Source organism: Rhodococcus sp. FW305-130, assembly GCF_058788335.1.
Genome location: NZ_JBYTAP010000001.1, coordinates 152,957 through 168,005 on the forward strand (window position 1 = coordinate 152,957; position 15,049 = coordinate 168,005).

Below are 15,049 nucleotides of genomic sequence, written 5' to 3' on the forward strand. Positions count from 1 at the left end.
TGGTCAATCTTTCGCGCGGGCCAGTTCGGACGGCCACCATATACGTTTCCCGATGTCGTGAGAGAGCGCAGGCACCAGGACACTGCGCACGATGATCGTATCGAGCAGCACACCGAAGGCCACGGCAAATCCGATCTCGGCGAGGAAGACCAGCGGCAGGATGCCCAGTACGGCAAATGTTGCGGCCAAGACGATTCCGGCTGAGGTGATCACACCCCCGGTGACCGCAAGACCGCGCAGGACACCTGCGCGGGTGCCGAATTCTCCGGTCTCCTCTCGCACACGGGTCATCAGGAAGATGTTGTAGTCGATACCCAGAGCGACCAGAAACACGAAGGCGAACAGTGGGAACGATTGATCCGCCCCGGCGAACCCGAATACGTGTGTGAAGAAGAATCCGCTCACACCGAGCGTCGCCGCGAAGGAAAGCACCACGGTGACAATGAGAATCACCGGGATCAGCAGAGCACGGAGCAAAGCGGCCAAGACCAGGAAGATCACCACCAACACGATCGGGATGATCAGGTTTCTGTCGCGGACCGAGGCCGCCTGGACATCAAGGGTGGTGGCCGTGCTGCCGCCGACGAGCGCGTCGGCGCCGGGCACCTCGTGGACGGCACTCCGCAGTCGCTTGACAGTTTCGAGTGCCTGCGGCGAATCGTAAGAGTCGGCGAGGGTTGCATTGATCATGGTTCGGCCGTCGATCGGTGCAACGGTGAAAGCCGCAGGGGCGCAACCCGCAGCGGCGGCTTGTGCGACTGCAGCGGGGTTGGTCTTGATCAGCTCGCTGACCTTTGCGACGTCCACCTGGGTGCAGACGGCGCCGGGATCCTGCGAGATACCTTCGACTCCGCTGGCTGCTTTGATGACGGCGTCGGCCTGGTCGGCGTTTGCGGTGATCACAGCCGGTGCGCCGGCTCCGGGATCGAACTTCGAGTCGTAGAGTTCTTGTCCGACAACAGCGTCGGGACGATTGGTGAAGCTTTCGGTGGATGTCAGGCCATCGGTTTTGAGACTGCCGATCCCGGCCGCGAACAGGATGATCAACAAGACTGTGGCGCCGATCCACAGTGGGCGGTCCTTGCTACCGACGGCCTCGGCGATCTTGCCCCACATCCCGTGCGTCGTAAGGTCTGCGGCGTGATCGACCTTGGGCTTGCGCGGCCAGAAGACCCACCGTCCGGTGGCGGCCAGAGCGACCGGCATGAACGTCATCATCACCAGATAGGTGCAGGCGATCCCGATGGCGGCGACGGGTCCGAGGCTCTTGTTGGAGTTGAGTTGAGAGAACGTCAGGCAGAGCAGACCGAGAATCACGGTGACAGCCGAAGCGGTGATGGCCGGCGCAGACTCGCGCCAGGCCTTGATCATCGCGTCGAAGCGGTTGGGATACGTGTGCAGTTCTTCGCGATAGCGAGAGATCAAGAGTAGGGCGTAGTCGGTACCGGCACCGATCACCAACACGAAAAGGATGCCTTGAGATTGTCCGGTCAGAGTGAGTAATTCGGCTTTCGCGAGGAAATAGATCACCATCGACGACAAGCCGATGGCGAGGAGCGCGGAGAACAGCGGGAAGAACCACAACACCGGCGATCGGTACACGACAAGCAGGATGAGGATCACGACCAGGAGTGCCGCGCCAAGGAGCGCTCCGTCCAGACCGGCAAAGGCGTCGATGAACGCAACGAGTAGCCCACCTGGCCCGGCTGGGAGTACCTCGACATCACCAGCTGCTTGTTTTGCTGCGTCGATGACGTTCTGCTCGGTGGTCGCCAGGACATCGCCTGCCACGGATGTGTCTCCGTCTTTGGCGACGAGTGGCACGAAGATCGACGCAGTTGTGCCGTCGGCGGAGTACTGAGTGGGTTGCATTCCGTCGGCGTCTACTCCGGAGATGCCGGCAATAGCGCCGTACGCCGAGTTGATTGCAGATTTGTCCGCCTCGGTGAGGGCCGAATCTCGATGGAACAGAACAAAACCAGGGATCGTCTCGACCGCGAGGAAGTTCGCGGATTGATTGCTGACGATCGTCGATTCTGCGGAACCCGGCAGGTACGAGGCGTTGTCGTTCTTCTGAACCTCGGCGAGTTTGCCTTGGAACGAACCGCCGAATCCGCCTGCGACGAAGGCAAAGATTGCAAGCGCGATCACGGTGAAGATCGGCAGTCGACGGCGTTTGACCGTTCCGCGCTCGTTCCGTTCTGCATCAGTTGTATCCAGCTTGGTCATGGTTCTCCTCGAACGCAGTCGACCAGCACCAACAAAGCAACGTTTTCCAGTAGAACACGCAATACGGGCGCGGTGGAACCACTTGGAGTGGAATTGACGACGCTACGAAGTGTCTTTGCCGTAAGTCTCGCGGGCTGCGACGTCCATGGGAAAACGAACGACTGTGTCGCCGAACAACAATCGAGTTGCCGAAGCCGCGGCGGCCAGCACGTGGGCGGCACCTGACTCGGGATTTCGGGTATGCACGACCACTTCGTCGTGCTGGAAGAAGACCAACTCGCCGTCCGGATCTTCGGCGAGGCGGCGCCTGAGGTCGGCGAGCAGGCACGACGCCCACTCGGACGCAGTGGCCTGAACGACGAAGTTTCGCGTGAAACGACCGCGGGCATGAGCGTCGCCGTGGGAGTAGAAGTCGGGAGACGGTGGGGGACAGGCCCGGCCGAGCAGTGACTTCACCACCTCGCCGCGCTCACCTGCCTTGGCAGCTTGCTCGACGTACTCGACGGCGACCGGGAATCGCTTCCGCAACAAGATGAGCAGTGCTTTGGCTTCGCCCGCCGTCGCCCCGTACAGGACTCCGAGGATTGCGACCTTGGCTTTTGCGCGATCCCCGCCGAAGGCTTCGGCACCGACAAGTGCGTACAGATCGTCGTCGCCGGCGGCAGCCATCATCCGGCGGTCGCCGGACATGGCGGCCAGAATTCGGGGTTCGAGCTGACCGGCGTCGGCGACGACGAACACGTGGCCCGGATCGGCGACGACGCTCGAGCGCATGGTCTTCGGAATCTGGAGGGCCCCGCCGCCCCGGCTCGCCCACCTGCCGGACACGACACCACCGGGAACGTAGTTCGGGCGGAATCGATCGCCCCGCACCCAACTGTCCATCCACTGCCAACCGTTGGTGCTGTACAGCTTGGCGAGTTCGCGATGACGCAGGAGCAGCGGCACAGCCGGATGATCGATTTCCTGCAGAAACCACTTGCGCGTCGACGGCAGTTCGATGCCCTGACGCCCGAACGCCTCGGTGATCTCCACCGAAGACGAAGGATTGACGGTGCGCCCGAAGACCTCGCTGATCTGTGCGGCAAGTTCCTGCATACGAGCGGGGAGGTCGTATCCCGTCGGCCGCGGCCCCAGTCGTTCTTCGAGGAGTTCGCGGTGCTTCTGCGTCGAGAACGGCAGGCCCGTGTGCGTCATCTCGGCGGCGCTGAGAGCGCCGGCCGATTCTGCTGCGATCAACAAGTCCAGTCGAGCATCCGTGCCGATGGTTGCGCGCTGATCGGCGAATTCGGTGGCGACGGCGAGAGGATCGAGAACGGGTGCAGTGTCGAAGAGTCCGAGTCGATCGTCGCCGAACTCCTCGGCAGGTGGTGACGGTTTGCCGACGCGCATTCCGAGTATCGCGCGGGTCAGGGAGATGTCGTGGCACCGCTGAACCCGTACGCCTGCCCGCAGTAGCGGTGGGTACACGGTCGCCGTACTCGGCCACACCCACCGCGGGTGCTCGGCTTCCTCGATGGTGCGCACCGCTGCGATCAGGTCGGGGTATTCGACGGGATCGGCGAGCGGCGTTCCACCGGGGTCGGTCCGTAGGACAGTTGCCGTCACAGCTCCCGTGGACGTCGTACTACCGGGGACCAGGACAACTCGCACGACATCAGTGTGACGGCAGGGTCCGACACGCCATCGCTCGGCGCTGCTCAGGCCCCGACGAACCGGATGTGCTGACCCGGGCGGGCTTGGCCGAGTCGGTCGATATCTGCGTCCGCGACCACTCCGACCACCGGATACCCGCCGGTGATCGGGTGATCGGTGAGGAACACGACAGGTTGGCCGCTGGGTGGGACCTGGATCGATCCGAGCGCTACGCCTTCGGTGGGGAGTTCGGCGTCATTCGTTTGTTGCAGCAGTTCGTCGGTGCCGACACGATCGAGTCGCGCCCCGATTCGGTCCGAGTCGGTCGAGACCGCCCACTGCCCCCGCAGGAGCGATTCGGGGTTGGTGAATCGATCTGCGCGCGGCCCGAATACGACTCGAATGTCGAGAGTCTCGTTTGTCATCGGTGGAACTGGTGCAAGGTCGACGAGCGAGAACGCGGTCGGCGAAGGCCCGATCGGGAGAACAACCTTGGGCTCGAGAGGCGCCGGACCTATCCCGGACATGGTGTCGGTGCTGCGCGATCCCAGGATCTCGGGAACCACAATGCCGCCCCGGACGGTCAGATACGTCCGCAGGCCACTCGGTGCGTAGTCGAGGCGGACGGTCTGACCGACGTCGAGAGCGATCACGCTCGAATGCCCGACCGGAATGCCGTCGCGGTAGGCCTGTGCGGGCGCCCCGGTGAACGCGATCGTTGCTTGTTGCTGCGCCCGAATGCTCAGCCCGCCCAGAAGGACCTCGACGCCTGCCGCGCCCTCGTCGTTGCCGACGAGTCGATTGCCGAGTTTGAGCGATCGCCTGTCCGCAGCACCGGAAACCCCGACGCCCGAGCGAAGGTGTCCGGTCCGTCCGAGGTCCTGGATCAAGCTCAGCGGCCCGGTGTCGAGTATCTCCAGACCGCTCATCGGTCGTCCTCGTTGACGAAGCGCACGCGGCACCCGGGCTGAACGGCGGCCGGTGGCGTTGAGTTCAGGTCCCACATCACGGCGTCGGTGCTCCCGATGATCTGCCAGCCACCCGGCGATGCCCGCGGGTAGATCGCGCTGTATCCAGCGGCCAGGGCGACGGAACCGGCTGGCACTGCGGTTCGCGACTGAGTTCGACGTGGAACGTCGAGCCGAGTGTCGCCTGAAGTCAGGTAGGCGAAGCCGGGTGCGAATCCGATGAAGGCGCAACGCCACATCGCCCCGGTATGGGCCGCAACCACCTCGGAACGGCTCATTCCGAGTGACTGTGCGACGTCGTCGAGGTCGGGCCCGTCGTACCTGACGGCGATGGTGAGTGCATCCGTCTCGGAATGCTCGTCTGTGGTCGCGGCAGAATTGGTTTGCTCGAGATCGTTCAAACACTTCCGGACGTACGTGAGATCTGCGGCCGGGGTGCACGTGACCAGGACCGTGCGAGCTGCGGGGAGGAAGTCTTCGACCCCGACCGGGGTGTTACGCGTCAGTGCTTCGGTGAACGCGAGAACGTCAGCTTCGGAATCGAGGTCTACGAGAAATGCGCGTTCTCCCGCGGGAAGTATGCGAGTCACAGGGAGGGCTCCCGATCGATTCGAGTCCGCTCCACGTCCGCTCGCATCGCCACGATGAAACTCGCGATGGTAGCTCGCTCGGCCGCGGTGTAATTCCCGACGGTGCTCGCAGCCCGTGAAATGAGGGGGCCGAAGAAGCTCTCGCCCAGAGTGACCGCCGATGGTGTGACCTGCAAGAGCACCCGTCGACGGTCCGCCGAATCTCGCTCCCGAGCTACGTGCCCCGCTTTGACCATCCGGTCGACCAGTGCAGTCACCGACGCAGAGTTGATCCCGAGCTGTGAGCCCAACCAACCAGGCGTCGCCGGTGTGTCCGAGCGCTCGGCATCGAGAAGGCAGATCAGTGCGCGGACGTCGGTCGAGTGCATTTTGTACTTGTTCGCAAAGCCGGAAACCGCCACGTTCAAGTCGACGGTCAGTGCGCGAAGCGAGTGGACGATCGCCATTGCTTCGTCTTCTGCATCGCCGACGCTCATGGATGCCTCCAGCCCTGGTGTGTTGTCTCTCGATTGTCTACTATCTCGATAGTCGAGAGAAAATGGGGGTGGGGAATGGACTTCAATCGCGCATACGACGCCGTACTGACCAAATGGCCGCAAAAACCGCTGGGTGTGGATCTCGCAGGCCGGTTCGGCCGAACGCATGTGAACGTCTGTGGACCTGAAGACTCGCGGCCGTTGATCCTTCTGCCCGGGGGAGGTGCCACTTCGACGGTGTGGTTCGACAACGTTGCGGCGCTGTCGAAATCCCGGCGTGTTTTTGCCGTCGACACCCTGGGCGATGCCGGACTCAGCATTCCCAATGGTGATCCGATGAAGTCCGTCGACGATCTGATCGAGTGGATGGACTCGATAGTCGATTGCACCGGCGCCGACACCGTCGATGTGGTCGGACATTCCTACGGCGCAATGATTGCGTTGGCCTTTGCGCTGCATCGACCGGATCGTGTCGGGAAACTTGTTCTGCTCGATCCTAATTCGAGTTTCGCCGGCATGAAGGCGGGCTACCTTCTGCGTGCGCTTCCGCTGTTGCTGTCCCCGTCGCGAGCACGCCGAAAGCGACTGTTGGAGTGGGAGACAGGTGAGTTGAGTATCGACTCCGACTGGCTGTCTCTTGTGGAAGTGGGCACTTCGGATCTACCGCGACCCGATCTCGTAGTGCCTCAACGTCCTTCGAAAGAGGACTTGAGCGCACTGGATGTCGAGTTGCTGGTGGTCCTCGCGCAGGACGGACGGGTGCATGATGCGGAAACGGTGTCGAGGTCGGTGCGGGAGAGGATTCCCGCAGCACGTGTCGAGGTGCTGAAAGATGCTTCACATCACAGTATTCCGATGGTTCCCGCCGATGAACTCAACCGAGTGCTCGTCGACTTCTTGGAAGGCTAGCGGATCAGGGTGCGACGACGCACCCCGGACCGATCGGGGTGGCCGGATTGACATCGACCGTTGTGACCGGCCCGCCCGCTGACGTCTGGTAGGCCATCAGAGAATGTTCGCCGGGTGCGGTCGGAGTCCACAGCGTGACGGCGTGGCCGAGTACAACCGGCAAGGTGAAATAGGGATTGACGGTGTCCCAGATCAATTCCTGCGGGAACATGGTCGACGCCCGGTTCAGGTCGACAATCGAGACGTTCGACTCGTCCAACGCTGCTGTCCTTGCAACCACCAGATACGTGCAGCCCGCCCCGTACGGCGTTGTCGGCCCGCTACTGAGACCCGGAAGGATCGTGACGTCTACTACGTCCGCGGAAGCTGACGTCGCGGAACAGATGGCGGCGCTCGCGCTGATGGCGGCGGCGATCACGGTAGTGCGAGCGATTCGTGAAAGTGTCATACCAGCAGGTCGGTTTTATCTGGATGGGTGTTACAGGCAGACTGATCGGATGCGTGCACTTCATGTTCTTCTGGCCGGCTTCGGATTCCTGCTGGGGTTCCTGATTATTGTTGTCTCCGGCCTGATCGAGTTGGCGTCCGTCGCCTCCCGAACCGATTTCGCCTTTGTCGGTGACTCCGCCGTGTCGGTTGGTGTTTCCAACGAGGCGATCTACACCGCGATCGCTGCTCCACTGGTGGGTGCGGTGTTGGGCTGGCTGTCAGCTGTCATCGCGACGAGGTTCGGGTGGAGCCTCACTCGTGGGAGTGTCACTCCGGCAAGCGAGTGACCAGGGCATTGCTCTTGCTGGTCCGTGGGATATGAGGAAAGGCCCCGACCTCAACAGAGATCAGGGCCTTCCTTTGTATTGCGCTACTTTTGCACCGCGCTACTTCTTGGAGACGCGGAGCAGCTTCTTGTTCACGAACTCGTCCATTCCCCACGGACCGAGCTCGCGGCCGACTCCGGAGCGCTTGACTCCGCCGAAGGGCAGACCGGGCAACGTCGTTCCGTGCTCGTTGACAAACGCCATTCCCACGTCGAGATCGGCAGCGACCGACCGGGCGGAATCGAGATCGCTGCTCCAGACGGACCCGCTCAGACCGTAGACCGACGAATTGGCAAGTTCCACAGCCTCGCTGGCCGACTTGACCTTGTAGACGACGCCGGCAGGTCCGAACAGTTCTTCGCTGTAAGCCCGCATGTCCGGGGTCACGTCTGCGAGCAACGTCGGCTGAACGTAGGCGCCCGGGCCGTCGATCTTCTTTCCACCGGTTAGCAGCGTCGCTCCCTTGGACACAGCGTCGTCGATCTGCTCGATCAGAGTGTCTGCCGCGCTCTGTGAGGACAGCGGGCCCAGGACGGTGGTTTCGTCCAATGGGTCACCGGCAGAAACGGATTCGAAGGACGTCGCCAATTTGCGGGTGAAGTCGTCGTAGAAATCTTCGGTGACTATGAAACGCTTGGCCGCATTGCAGGCCTGGCCGGCATTGGACAGACGCGCCTTGGTTGCGGACTTGACGGTGGCATCCATGTCGTCGGAATCGAGGACGATGAACACGTCCGATCCGCCGAGTTCGAGGACGACCTTCTTGAGATTGCGTCCCGCAGTTTCGGCGACGCTGGTGCCGGCGCGTTCGCTGCCAGTCAGTGACACGCCTTGAACTCGGGGATCGGCGATCATGTCCGCGATCTGCTCGTTGGTCGCGAAGACGTTGACGTAGGCGTCGTCCGGCAATCCGGCTTGTCGCAAGGTCTCTTCCATCAGCAGAGCCGACTGCGGACAGTTGGACGCGTGCTTGAGAATGATCGTGTTGCCCAGCATGAGATTCGGTGCCGCGAAGCGGGCGACCTGGTAGTACGGGAAGTTCCACGGCATGACGCCGATCAGGGCACCGATCGGTCGCCGGTACACAACCGACTCCTCGGCCCCGGGAACGTCGAGCCGTTCTTCCTCGAGCAACGCCGGACCGTGGTCTGCGTACCACTGATAGATCGCGGCCGAGAGTTGTACTTCGCCCTTGGCCTCGCGGACCGGCTTACCCATCTCCAACGAGATCATTCGGGCCAGTTCGTCCGCCCGCTCTGTGTACAGTTCGGCGGTCTTGCTCAGGACTGCCGCACGTTGCTGTGGCGCACTGTTGCGCCAGGTCAAGTAGCCGCGATGCGTGTTCGCAAGTGCGGCTTCAACTCCGGCGTCATCCAAAGTATCGAATTCCCTGACGGTTTCACCTGTCGCGGGATTGACTGTTTTGTAATTAGCCATAGTTGTACAACGTGCGGAAGGGGGTCGAAGATTCCCGAAACGCGCAATCACATTGAATCGGCCCAACAGGTTTCGATCAAATCCCGGCTGGGTACCATGTCACGCCACCTTGGGGCGATGGGTGCGTTCGTAGCCCTTGCGGTCGTAGAAACGGGTGGTCACGATGCCGAGTACGACGCCGATCAGTAGACCCACCAACGTCATCCAGACGGCATGCAGCAGCCCTGCCTCACCGCGTGCGCCGAAGAACAGGATCGATCGCGTACCCATGTAGATCTGGTGCATCGGCTCGAATTGCGCCAGCCAGGCATACAACCTGGGGCTGGCTTCGAGGGGGATGGTGCCACCGGAAGAGGGCAGCGCGAGAATGACGAACACGAACAGGTTGATCAACATGCCCAACGAGCCGAATGCGGCCATCACCGACATCGCCGTGATGCCGACTGCAGTGATGACCAGCGCGCCGTACTCCCACAATGCAAGCCCGTGAGTGACCGGCATTCCGAGGGCGCGACTGATCCACTGGAACAACGCGGAGACTATGCCGGACAACACGATCATGAACGCCCATTTGACGAGCAGCGTCCGAAACCTGTTGATACCCACAACGTCGTTCTGAACGAAGAGCGGACCGAATTCGGTAGGCGCATATCCGAGCATGCCGTCCACCAAGGAATTGACCACGGTTGCTCCGGTGAATCCCGCTAGGACCAACAGCAGCGCGAAATAGAATGCAACCAAACCGAATCCGGTGCCGTCGGGAAGCGGATCGTGGGCCACCGTGAGTACGTTCACCGGATTTTCGAGCAGCAGGCGGCTCGCTCCTGAGATCTGGGTTCCGGTGCCTCCCGCTTCCAACTGCTGGGTGACCAGGGTGGTGAGTTGCTCGCCCATATTCTTGTTGACCGAGGCGAGGGCTGTAGTTCCGATCGACTGGACCAGAGATGCGGAGACGGAACCTGCACGTGGATTGGTGTAGATCGTGATGATCGGTTGCTCTACGTCACCGGCGACGACGCTGGCCTCCGCCAGGATGATCGTCCTCTTCGTGAAATCACTGGGAATCACGATCGCGCCGTACAGCGTGCCGGAGTTCAACCGAGATTGGGCTTCGGCGATACCGATCTGCTGCAGGTCGATCTTCTGGTGGTCGATTCCGTTTTCGAGGCCGGCGACGATGTCGTTTCCGAAATTCTTGCGGTCGGCGGGGTCGCCGCCGGGGAGGGTGTCGCCTTCGTCCTGGTTGACCAGGGCGATCGGGAACTGGTCCAGGTGTTTCTTTGGGTCGAGTATTCCGCCCATGTACAGCGCTGCCAGCGCCGACATCAAGAGGGTGACCACTATCAACGGCGTCAACCAGAATCGTGGTGTGTGCATGACGGTGCGGGCAGACGGCTCCGGGTTCTTGCTCATCGTCAGTCGACCGGCTTTCTTTCGCGCGGAGTTCCTCGGGCTGAGCGTAAACGCAAAGGTGCGCCGGGGCAGTCTTTCGATCTGCCCGCGGCGCTGGAGACCTGCCCGGCCGGCGGTCGGTCAGCTTGCCGGCAGTCTCATCCGAAAAGGCTGAGAACGGATCGGTAGGGTATGGCCCGCGGCAACCCTGCCGAGACGATTTCGGAGAAACCGTTGACCAACGTGCTGATAGTTGTCCTGATACTCGTAGTGATCGCTGCCGTCGCGTTTGTGGTCCTGCGTGGACGCCAGGGCAAGCCGAATGCTCGCGTGGACCCGCTCGCCGACTATCCCGAGGTGTACGACCCCCACAAGATCGGGGTCGGCGACATCATCACGTACGCGGGTATCGACCACGTTGTTCGAGGGACGATCACGCTCGACGAAGAGGGGTACATCTGGCGTGAGCACCTTCTCGACGGGTCGACCGGTCGTCGTTGGCTGACAGTGGAGGACGACGAGGGCGAACTGGAGATGACTCTCTGGATGCGTCGAGAAGGAACCAACCTGGTCCCGAACGGCGACGTCATTCTCGACGACAAGGTTCACCGCAAGATCGAAAGTGGAACGGCGAAGTTCACGGCCGAGGGTACGACGGGTACGGCCCCTTCCGGCTCGATGGAATACGCGGACTACGCGACCGCCGACAAGACCGGGCTGATCGCATTCGAGAAGTGGGCGCGCGGACAGTCGTGGGAGGTTTCCACGGGACGTGCGGTCACCCGCAGCGAACTCACCGTCATCCACTCGGGCCCACCGGAATGAGTCTGTATCGACTCGATGTGGAACCGACCGACGTGAATGCCTCGGCACTGGGGTTGGTGCTGGGAGCTCCCTCGCCGCCGACCCTCGCCGAGTTGGTGATCGAAACCTCCGATGCGACGTTGACACTCGGAGTGCTCGGGGCATCTCACGTGGTGACGGCCCGGGCGTCGGGAAAGGAACTGACCGAGCAGGTTTCGTGCGATGCTCTTGCCGCCGGCGGTGAACCCTTGCCGGCAGTGGAGTCCACGGGAAACTACCGGTTCGAGTCTTCGTCGCTGATCCTGGACCGAGTCGAATTCGATTCGGAAGCTGCATCGTTGAGAGAGTCCGCCGGCCAGGACGGTTGGATCTGCGGATCCTTTCCCGGCGACGACACAGCGTTGACCGCGTTGTGTGGCGTGCGAGACCGCCAGGGGTGGAGTTGGCAGAGTTGGCATTTGTACCCGGGGGAGGGGACAGGAGTGATCGTGAAGACGCGCAGTAGGTGGCGCCCGTGAGGGGGCGGACGTGGTTTGCTCCGGTGATGGTGGCAGCCGCAATTATGTTGTCGGCGTGCGGTGGTGGAGCCAAAGACTTCATCGCGGACAACTATTCCAAGACGTCCCAGGATGGCGACGTCGTGTTGTACTCGTCGAAAGATCCAGTGGGCACGACCGTCTCACGGATTGTCGACGCGGACGAACCAGCGGCGCGAAGTGCTGACGGCGGCAACGAATACCTGCGCTACGACGATGACATCGTCACTGTCAGTTCGGCTTCGGGCGGTGGCAGCACCATCAAGGTAGAGGACATCGACGGCACGTATCGCAGCGGCGGATACGCGTACCTGGGACCGGGCTTCAACCCGGGATCCCCGGCGGGTGGAAGTAGTGGCAGCGGCGGCTCGGGTAGTGCCAAATGACGGTAGTGCTCAATGAGAAGGAGAACGGCGTGACGAACATCTTTGCATCCACTTCCGTCGAGATCGGAACGGTGGATCCGGCATTGCTCGTCGGGGGCGTTCTCGGCACCCTCGCCTACTTCGTCGTCGGCGTAGCGGTTCTGGCGACGGGATTCCTGGTCCTCGACCTCATGACACCCGGAAATCTCCGCCACCAGGTTTACGTCGACAAGAACCCGAACGCTGCGATTCTGTTGGCTTCCAACCATCTTGCGCTGGCGATCATCGTGGTGACGGCAATCCTGACCAGTTCGGACGGCTTTGCCCAGGGACTCGCCGACTCCGCGGTGTACGGACTGTTCGCGATCGTGTTGCAAGCGATCGCGCTGCGTTTGATGAACGCATTCCTTCCCGGCAAGTTGGTTGCACTGGTGCAGGATCCGAAGATGTGCGGCGCCGCGTGGGCGGTGGGTGTGAGCTTGTTGTCCATCGGTTTGGTGAACGCCGCAGCGCTCACCTGATGGTTGCCGCTGATCGCGATGTGAAAGTTGCCGAGCGTTCGACGATGCTCGGCTCACGCGCACGCGTGCTTCTCCTTGCGGCTGTTGCCGCGTGCGCGGCGTGCGGCCTGATCTACGAGCTGGCCCTGTTGACGCTCAGCGTGAGTCTGACCGGCGGCGGCATCACCCAGACGTCGTTGATCGTCGCGGGATTTGTTGCGGCGCTGGGTATCGGAGCGCTGGCCGCCAAACCGCTGTTGGGGCATGCGGCCATCTCGTTTGTGACCGTCGAAATCCTGCTCGGGCTGATCGGCGGATTCAGTGCCGTCACGCTGTACGTGACCTTCACGTTCTTCGGTTCCAGCGCAGCAGTTCTGGTGGCTGCGACCGCGCTGATCGGTATCCTCGTGGGTGCCGAAGTGCCTCTGCTGATGACGCTGTTGCAGTCCGGTCGCAGCGACAACGACGCACAGAGCACCGGAAAGGTATTGGCCAACCTCAATGCAGCCGACTATCTCGGCGCGCTGATCGGCGGCCTCCTGTGGCCGTTCGTATTGTTGCCGTGGGCGGGCATGATTCGCGGTGCCGCACTCACCGGCATGATCAATCTCGTGGCTGCGGCAGTTGTCGCGCTGATACTTCTTCGGTGGCAGCTCAGCCTGCGTGCACGATTGATCGCCGTCGTCGCAATGCTGTTGGCGGCGAGCTTGATCGGGTGGCTGCTGATCGCGGCCTCGGACATCGAGACCACGTCGAGGCAGCGGCTCTACACCGATCCCGTGGTGGCCGCCGAGCGATCGGTGTACCAGGAAATCGTCGTCACCGAGCGGGGAAACGACGTGCGACTGTTCCTCGACGGAGACCTGCAGTTCTCCAGTGTCGACGAGCATCGGTATACCGAGTCGCTGGTGTATCCGGCCCTGGTCAACGACCCGCGGCGCGTGCTGATTCTGGGCGGCGGTGACGGCCTCGCTGCACGGGAAGTGCTGCGAATGAACAGCGTCGAGCAGATAGTTCAGGTGGAACTCGATCCGGCAGTCATCGAGTTGGCCAACACGCGTCTTCGTGATCTGAACGCGGGAGCACTCGAGGATCCACGGGTGGACGTCGTACTCGACGACGCGTTTCGGTGGTTGCGCGAGCGTCCGGATCCAGGCTTCGATGCGGTCATCGTCGACCTCCCGGATCCTGACACCCCCGCACTTGGCCGCTTGTATTCGATGGAGTTCTACGGACTTGCCGCTGCCGCGATGAATCCGGGCGGGCTGATGGTCGTCCAGTCCGGCAGTCCGTACTCGACGCCGGATGCGTACTGGAGAACGGTGTCGACGGTATCGGCTGTCGGACTGAGCGTCTCGCCCTACCACGTTTTCGTGCCGAGCTTCGGTGACTGGGGATACGTGCTCGCGCAAAGAGGTTCCACGCCGCCCGAGCTTCGTCTGCCCGCTGATGTGCCGAACCTGCGGTTCCTCGACGAGCCCACCCTGGCGTCGGCCTCGGTGTTTCCTCGCGATCGCCCGAGGCGGGAAATGGAGCCCTCGACACTCGACCGGCCGCGCATCGTCGACGATATGCGCAAGGGCTATGAACGCTGAACTCCCGACCGAGTAGCTTGAATCGAGACTCTCGGCCACGACGGAGGTACGGATGACTGTTCGGATCGAGGAACACGCACCGGGAGTCCGGTTGCTCACGATGGATCGCCAGGAGAGGCGCAACGCGCTCGACCCCAAGACTTACCGCGAACTGACGAACGCGATCCGGGAGTCTGACGACGATGACGCAGTGCGGGTTTCGGTGCTGACGGGCGCCGGTGGTGTCTTCACCAGCGGCAACGACATCGGAAGTTTCCAGGACACTGCCGGGAAAGACGGCGGCGAGGCCAAAGACCTGCTGATCGCACTCGTCACCGCACGCAAACCGATTGTCGCAGCGGTCGAGGGGTTTGCAGTCGGAATCGGCACCACGATGTTGTTGCACTGCGACTTGGCATTCGCGGGGCGAGGTACACGATTCCGATTGCCGTTCGTTCCGCTCGGGCTCTCGCCCGAGGGCGGATCGAGTTACCTGTTGCCGCAGATCGCGGGACTCAAGCGGGCAACGGAACTACTGATGCTCGGAGAAATGTTCGGGGCGGAGGAGGCTGCCGAAGCCGGCCTGATCAATCGAGTCGTGGAGGCCGAGACCGCGCTCGACGTGGCATTGGAGCGCGCGGTGCGCATTGCAGACTCCCCGGCTGAATCGGTGACGCTGACGAAGATGCTCCTCCGCCGCCCACATCTCGATGCCCTGCTGGAAACCATCGACGTGGAGTCGGATCATTTCGCGAGACGGCGGCGATCCGACGAAGCGCAAGAAGCCTTCGCAGCTTTCATGAAGAAGAGGTGACCGAA

General features: G+C 62.3%; 16 protein-coding genes. 8 read left to right on the forward strand and 8 right to left on the reverse strand.

The features are described 5' to 3' along the window. Positions 1–3: 3 nt before the first annotated feature. The 5 genes from AC3WQS_RS00810 to AC3WQS_RS00830 form a co-directional block, all read right to left on the reverse strand. On the reverse strand, positions 4–2,229 hold the full coding sequence (locus tag AC3WQS_RS00810) for an MMPL family transporter (RefSeq protein WP_492712796.1): 2,226 nt from the start codon (positions 2,227–2,229) through the stop codon (positions 4–6). Positions 2,230–2,331: 102 nt separating this feature from the next. Further along, complete coding sequence (locus tag AC3WQS_RS00815; protein ID WP_492712795.1) at positions 2,332–3,882, reverse strand: bifunctional 3'-5' exonuclease/DNA polymerase; 1,551 nt, start codon at positions 3,880–3,882, stop codon at positions 2,332–2,334. A gap of 47 nt (positions 3,883–3,929) precedes the next feature. Continuing rightward, entirely contained in the window at positions 3,930–4,793 is an 864-nt protein-coding gene (locus AC3WQS_RS00820) for a 5-oxoprolinase subunit C family protein (RefSeq protein ID WP_092764174.1), read from the reverse strand. Beyond that, positions 4,790–5,422, reverse strand: coding sequence for a 5-oxoprolinase subunit B family protein (locus AC3WQS_RS00825; RefSeq protein WP_097386833.1), 633 nt, complete (start codon positions 5,420–5,422; stop codon positions 4,790–4,792). The genes AC3WQS_RS00820 and AC3WQS_RS00825 overlap by 4 nt, the downstream gene beginning before the upstream one ends. Continuing rightward, the gene (locus AC3WQS_RS00830) at positions 5,419–5,898 is read right to left on the reverse strand and encodes a MarR family winged helix-turn-helix transcriptional regulator (protein ID WP_019745433.1); all 480 of its coding nucleotides are present in this window, start codon (positions 5,896–5,898) and stop codon (positions 5,419–5,421) included. Before AC3WQS_RS00830 ends, AC3WQS_RS00825 begins: the two co-directional genes overlap by 4 nt. A 75-nt stretch (positions 5,899–5,973) precedes the next feature. On the opposite strand from AC3WQS_RS00830, the gene AC3WQS_RS00835 reads away from it, so the two are divergent. Continuing rightward, positions 5,974–6,807, forward strand: a complete 834-nt coding sequence (locus AC3WQS_RS00835; protein WP_020970888.1) for an alpha/beta fold hydrolase — start codon at positions 5,974–5,976, stop codon at positions 6,805–6,807. Positions 6,808–6,811: 4 nt separating this feature from the next. Here AC3WQS_RS00835 and AC3WQS_RS00840 read toward each other — a convergent pair whose 3' ends face one another. Then, positions 6,812–7,255, reverse strand: a complete 444-nt coding sequence (locus tag AC3WQS_RS00840; protein WP_256062860.1) for a hypothetical protein — start codon at positions 7,253–7,255, stop codon at positions 6,812–6,814. 49 nt (positions 7,256–7,304) lie between these two features. Between AC3WQS_RS00840 and AC3WQS_RS00845 the strand changes: the two genes are divergently transcribed. After that, on the forward strand, positions 7,305–7,583 hold the full coding sequence (locus AC3WQS_RS00845) for a hypothetical protein (RefSeq protein ID WP_492712794.1): 279 nt from the start codon (positions 7,305–7,307) through the stop codon (positions 7,581–7,583). A gap of 99 nt (positions 7,584–7,682) precedes the next feature. Here the strand turns inward: AC3WQS_RS00845 and AC3WQS_RS00850 are convergent, their stop codons facing one another. After that, on the reverse strand, positions 7,683–9,059 hold the full coding sequence (locus tag AC3WQS_RS00850) for an NAD-dependent succinate-semialdehyde dehydrogenase (RefSeq protein ID WP_492712793.1): 1,377 nt from the start codon (positions 9,057–9,059) through the stop codon (positions 7,683–7,685). A 99-nt stretch (positions 9,060–9,158) separates the two neighbouring features. Continuing rightward, positions 9,159–10,472, reverse strand: coding sequence for a YhgE/Pip domain-containing protein (locus AC3WQS_RS00855; RefSeq protein WP_020909240.1), 1,314 nt, complete (start codon positions 10,470–10,472; stop codon positions 9,159–9,161). A gap of 171 nt (positions 10,473–10,643) precedes the next feature. Here AC3WQS_RS00855 and AC3WQS_RS00860 point away from each other — a divergent pair, with 171 nt between their 5' ends. Genes AC3WQS_RS00860 through AC3WQS_RS00885 form a run of 6 tightly spaced genes read left to right on the forward strand, consistent with a single transcriptional unit; the run spans position 10,644 to position 15,044 of the window. Beyond that, positions 10,644–11,276, forward strand: coding sequence for a DUF4178 domain-containing protein (locus AC3WQS_RS00860; RefSeq protein WP_019745427.1), 633 nt, complete (start codon positions 10,644–10,646; stop codon positions 11,274–11,276). Continuing rightward, entirely contained in the window at positions 11,273–11,773 is a 501-nt protein-coding gene (locus AC3WQS_RS00865) for a DUF2617 family protein (protein ID WP_019745426.1), read from the forward strand. The genes AC3WQS_RS00860 and AC3WQS_RS00865 overlap by 4 nt, the downstream gene beginning before the upstream one ends. A 26-nt stretch (positions 11,774–11,799) precedes the next feature. After that, on the forward strand, positions 11,800–12,177 hold the full coding sequence (locus AC3WQS_RS00870) for a DUF4247 domain-containing protein (protein WP_044480673.1): 378 nt from the start codon (positions 11,800–11,802) through the stop codon (positions 12,175–12,177). After that, positions 12,174–12,677 (forward strand): DUF350 domain-containing protein, encoded by a 504-nt coding sequence (locus AC3WQS_RS00875; protein ID WP_019745424.1) that lies wholly within the window; start codon positions 12,174–12,176, stop codon positions 12,675–12,677. Before AC3WQS_RS00870 ends, AC3WQS_RS00875 begins: the two co-directional genes overlap by 4 nt. Further along, positions 12,677–14,251 carry a polyamine aminopropyltransferase gene (locus AC3WQS_RS00880; protein ID WP_019745423.1) on the forward strand — a complete coding sequence of 525 codons (1,575 nt, stop codon included), beginning with the start codon at positions 12,677–12,679 and terminating at the stop codon, positions 14,249–14,251. The genes AC3WQS_RS00875 and AC3WQS_RS00880 overlap by 1 nt, the downstream gene beginning before the upstream one ends. Positions 14,252–14,303: 52 nt before the next feature. Next, a complete protein-coding gene (locus AC3WQS_RS00885) occupies positions 14,304–15,044 on the forward strand; it encodes an enoyl-CoA hydratase/isomerase family protein (RefSeq protein WP_020909237.1) in 741 nt (246 codons plus the stop codon). The last annotated feature ends 5 nt before the right edge of the window (positions 15,045–15,049 follow it).

What these genes read in the sequence shown, in the direction of transcription:
- AC3WQS_RS00810 (WP_492712796.1), bottom strand. Translation starts at nt 2,229, where the DNA reads ATGACCAAGCTGGATACAACTGATGCAGAACGGAACGAGCGCGGAACG.
- AC3WQS_RS00820 (WP_092764174.1), bottom strand. Translation starts at nt 4,793, where the DNA reads ATGAGCGGTCTGGAGATACTCGACACCGGGCCGCTGAGCTTGATCCAG.
- AC3WQS_RS00830 (WP_019745433.1), bottom strand. Translation starts at nt 5,898, where the DNA reads ATGAGCGTCGGCGATGCAGAAGACGAAGCAATGGCGATCGTCCACTCG.
- AC3WQS_RS00835 (WP_020970888.1), top strand. Translation starts at nt 5,974, where the DNA reads ATGGACTTCAATCGCGCATACGACGCCGTACTGACCAAATGGCCGCAA.
- AC3WQS_RS00840 (WP_256062860.1), bottom strand. Translation starts at nt 7,255, where the DNA reads ATGACACTTTCACGAATCGCTCGCACTACCGTGATCGCCGCCGCCATC.
- AC3WQS_RS00845 (WP_492712794.1), top strand. Translation starts at nt 7,305, where the DNA reads ATGCGTGCACTTCATGTTCTTCTGGCCGGCTTCGGATTCCTGCTGGGG.
- AC3WQS_RS00850 (WP_492712793.1), bottom strand. Translation starts at nt 9,059, where the DNA reads ATGGCTAATTACAAAACAGTCAATCCCGCGACAGGTGAAACCGTCAGG.
- AC3WQS_RS00855 (WP_020909240.1), bottom strand. Translation starts at nt 10,472, where the DNA reads ATGAGCAAGAACCCGGAGCCGTCTGCCCGCACCGTCATGCACACACCA.
- AC3WQS_RS00860 (WP_019745427.1), top strand. Translation starts at nt 10,644, where the DNA reads ATGGCCCGCGGCAACCCTGCCGAGACGATTTCGGAGAAACCGTTGACC.
- AC3WQS_RS00865 (WP_019745426.1), top strand. Translation starts at nt 11,273, where the DNA reads ATGAGTCTGTATCGACTCGATGTGGAACCGACCGACGTGAATGCCTCG.
- AC3WQS_RS00870 (WP_044480673.1), top strand. Translation starts at nt 11,800, where the DNA reads ATGGTGGCAGCCGCAATTATGTTGTCGGCGTGCGGTGGTGGAGCCAAA.
- AC3WQS_RS00875 (WP_019745424.1), top strand. Translation starts at nt 12,174, where the DNA reads ATGACGGTAGTGCTCAATGAGAAGGAGAACGGCGTGACGAACATCTTT.
- AC3WQS_RS00880 (WP_019745423.1), top strand. Translation starts at nt 12,677, where the DNA reads ATGGTTGCCGCTGATCGCGATGTGAAAGTTGCCGAGCGTTCGACGATG.
- AC3WQS_RS00885 (WP_020909237.1), top strand. Translation starts at nt 14,304, where the DNA reads ATGACTGTTCGGATCGAGGAACACGCACCGGGAGTCCGGTTGCTCACG.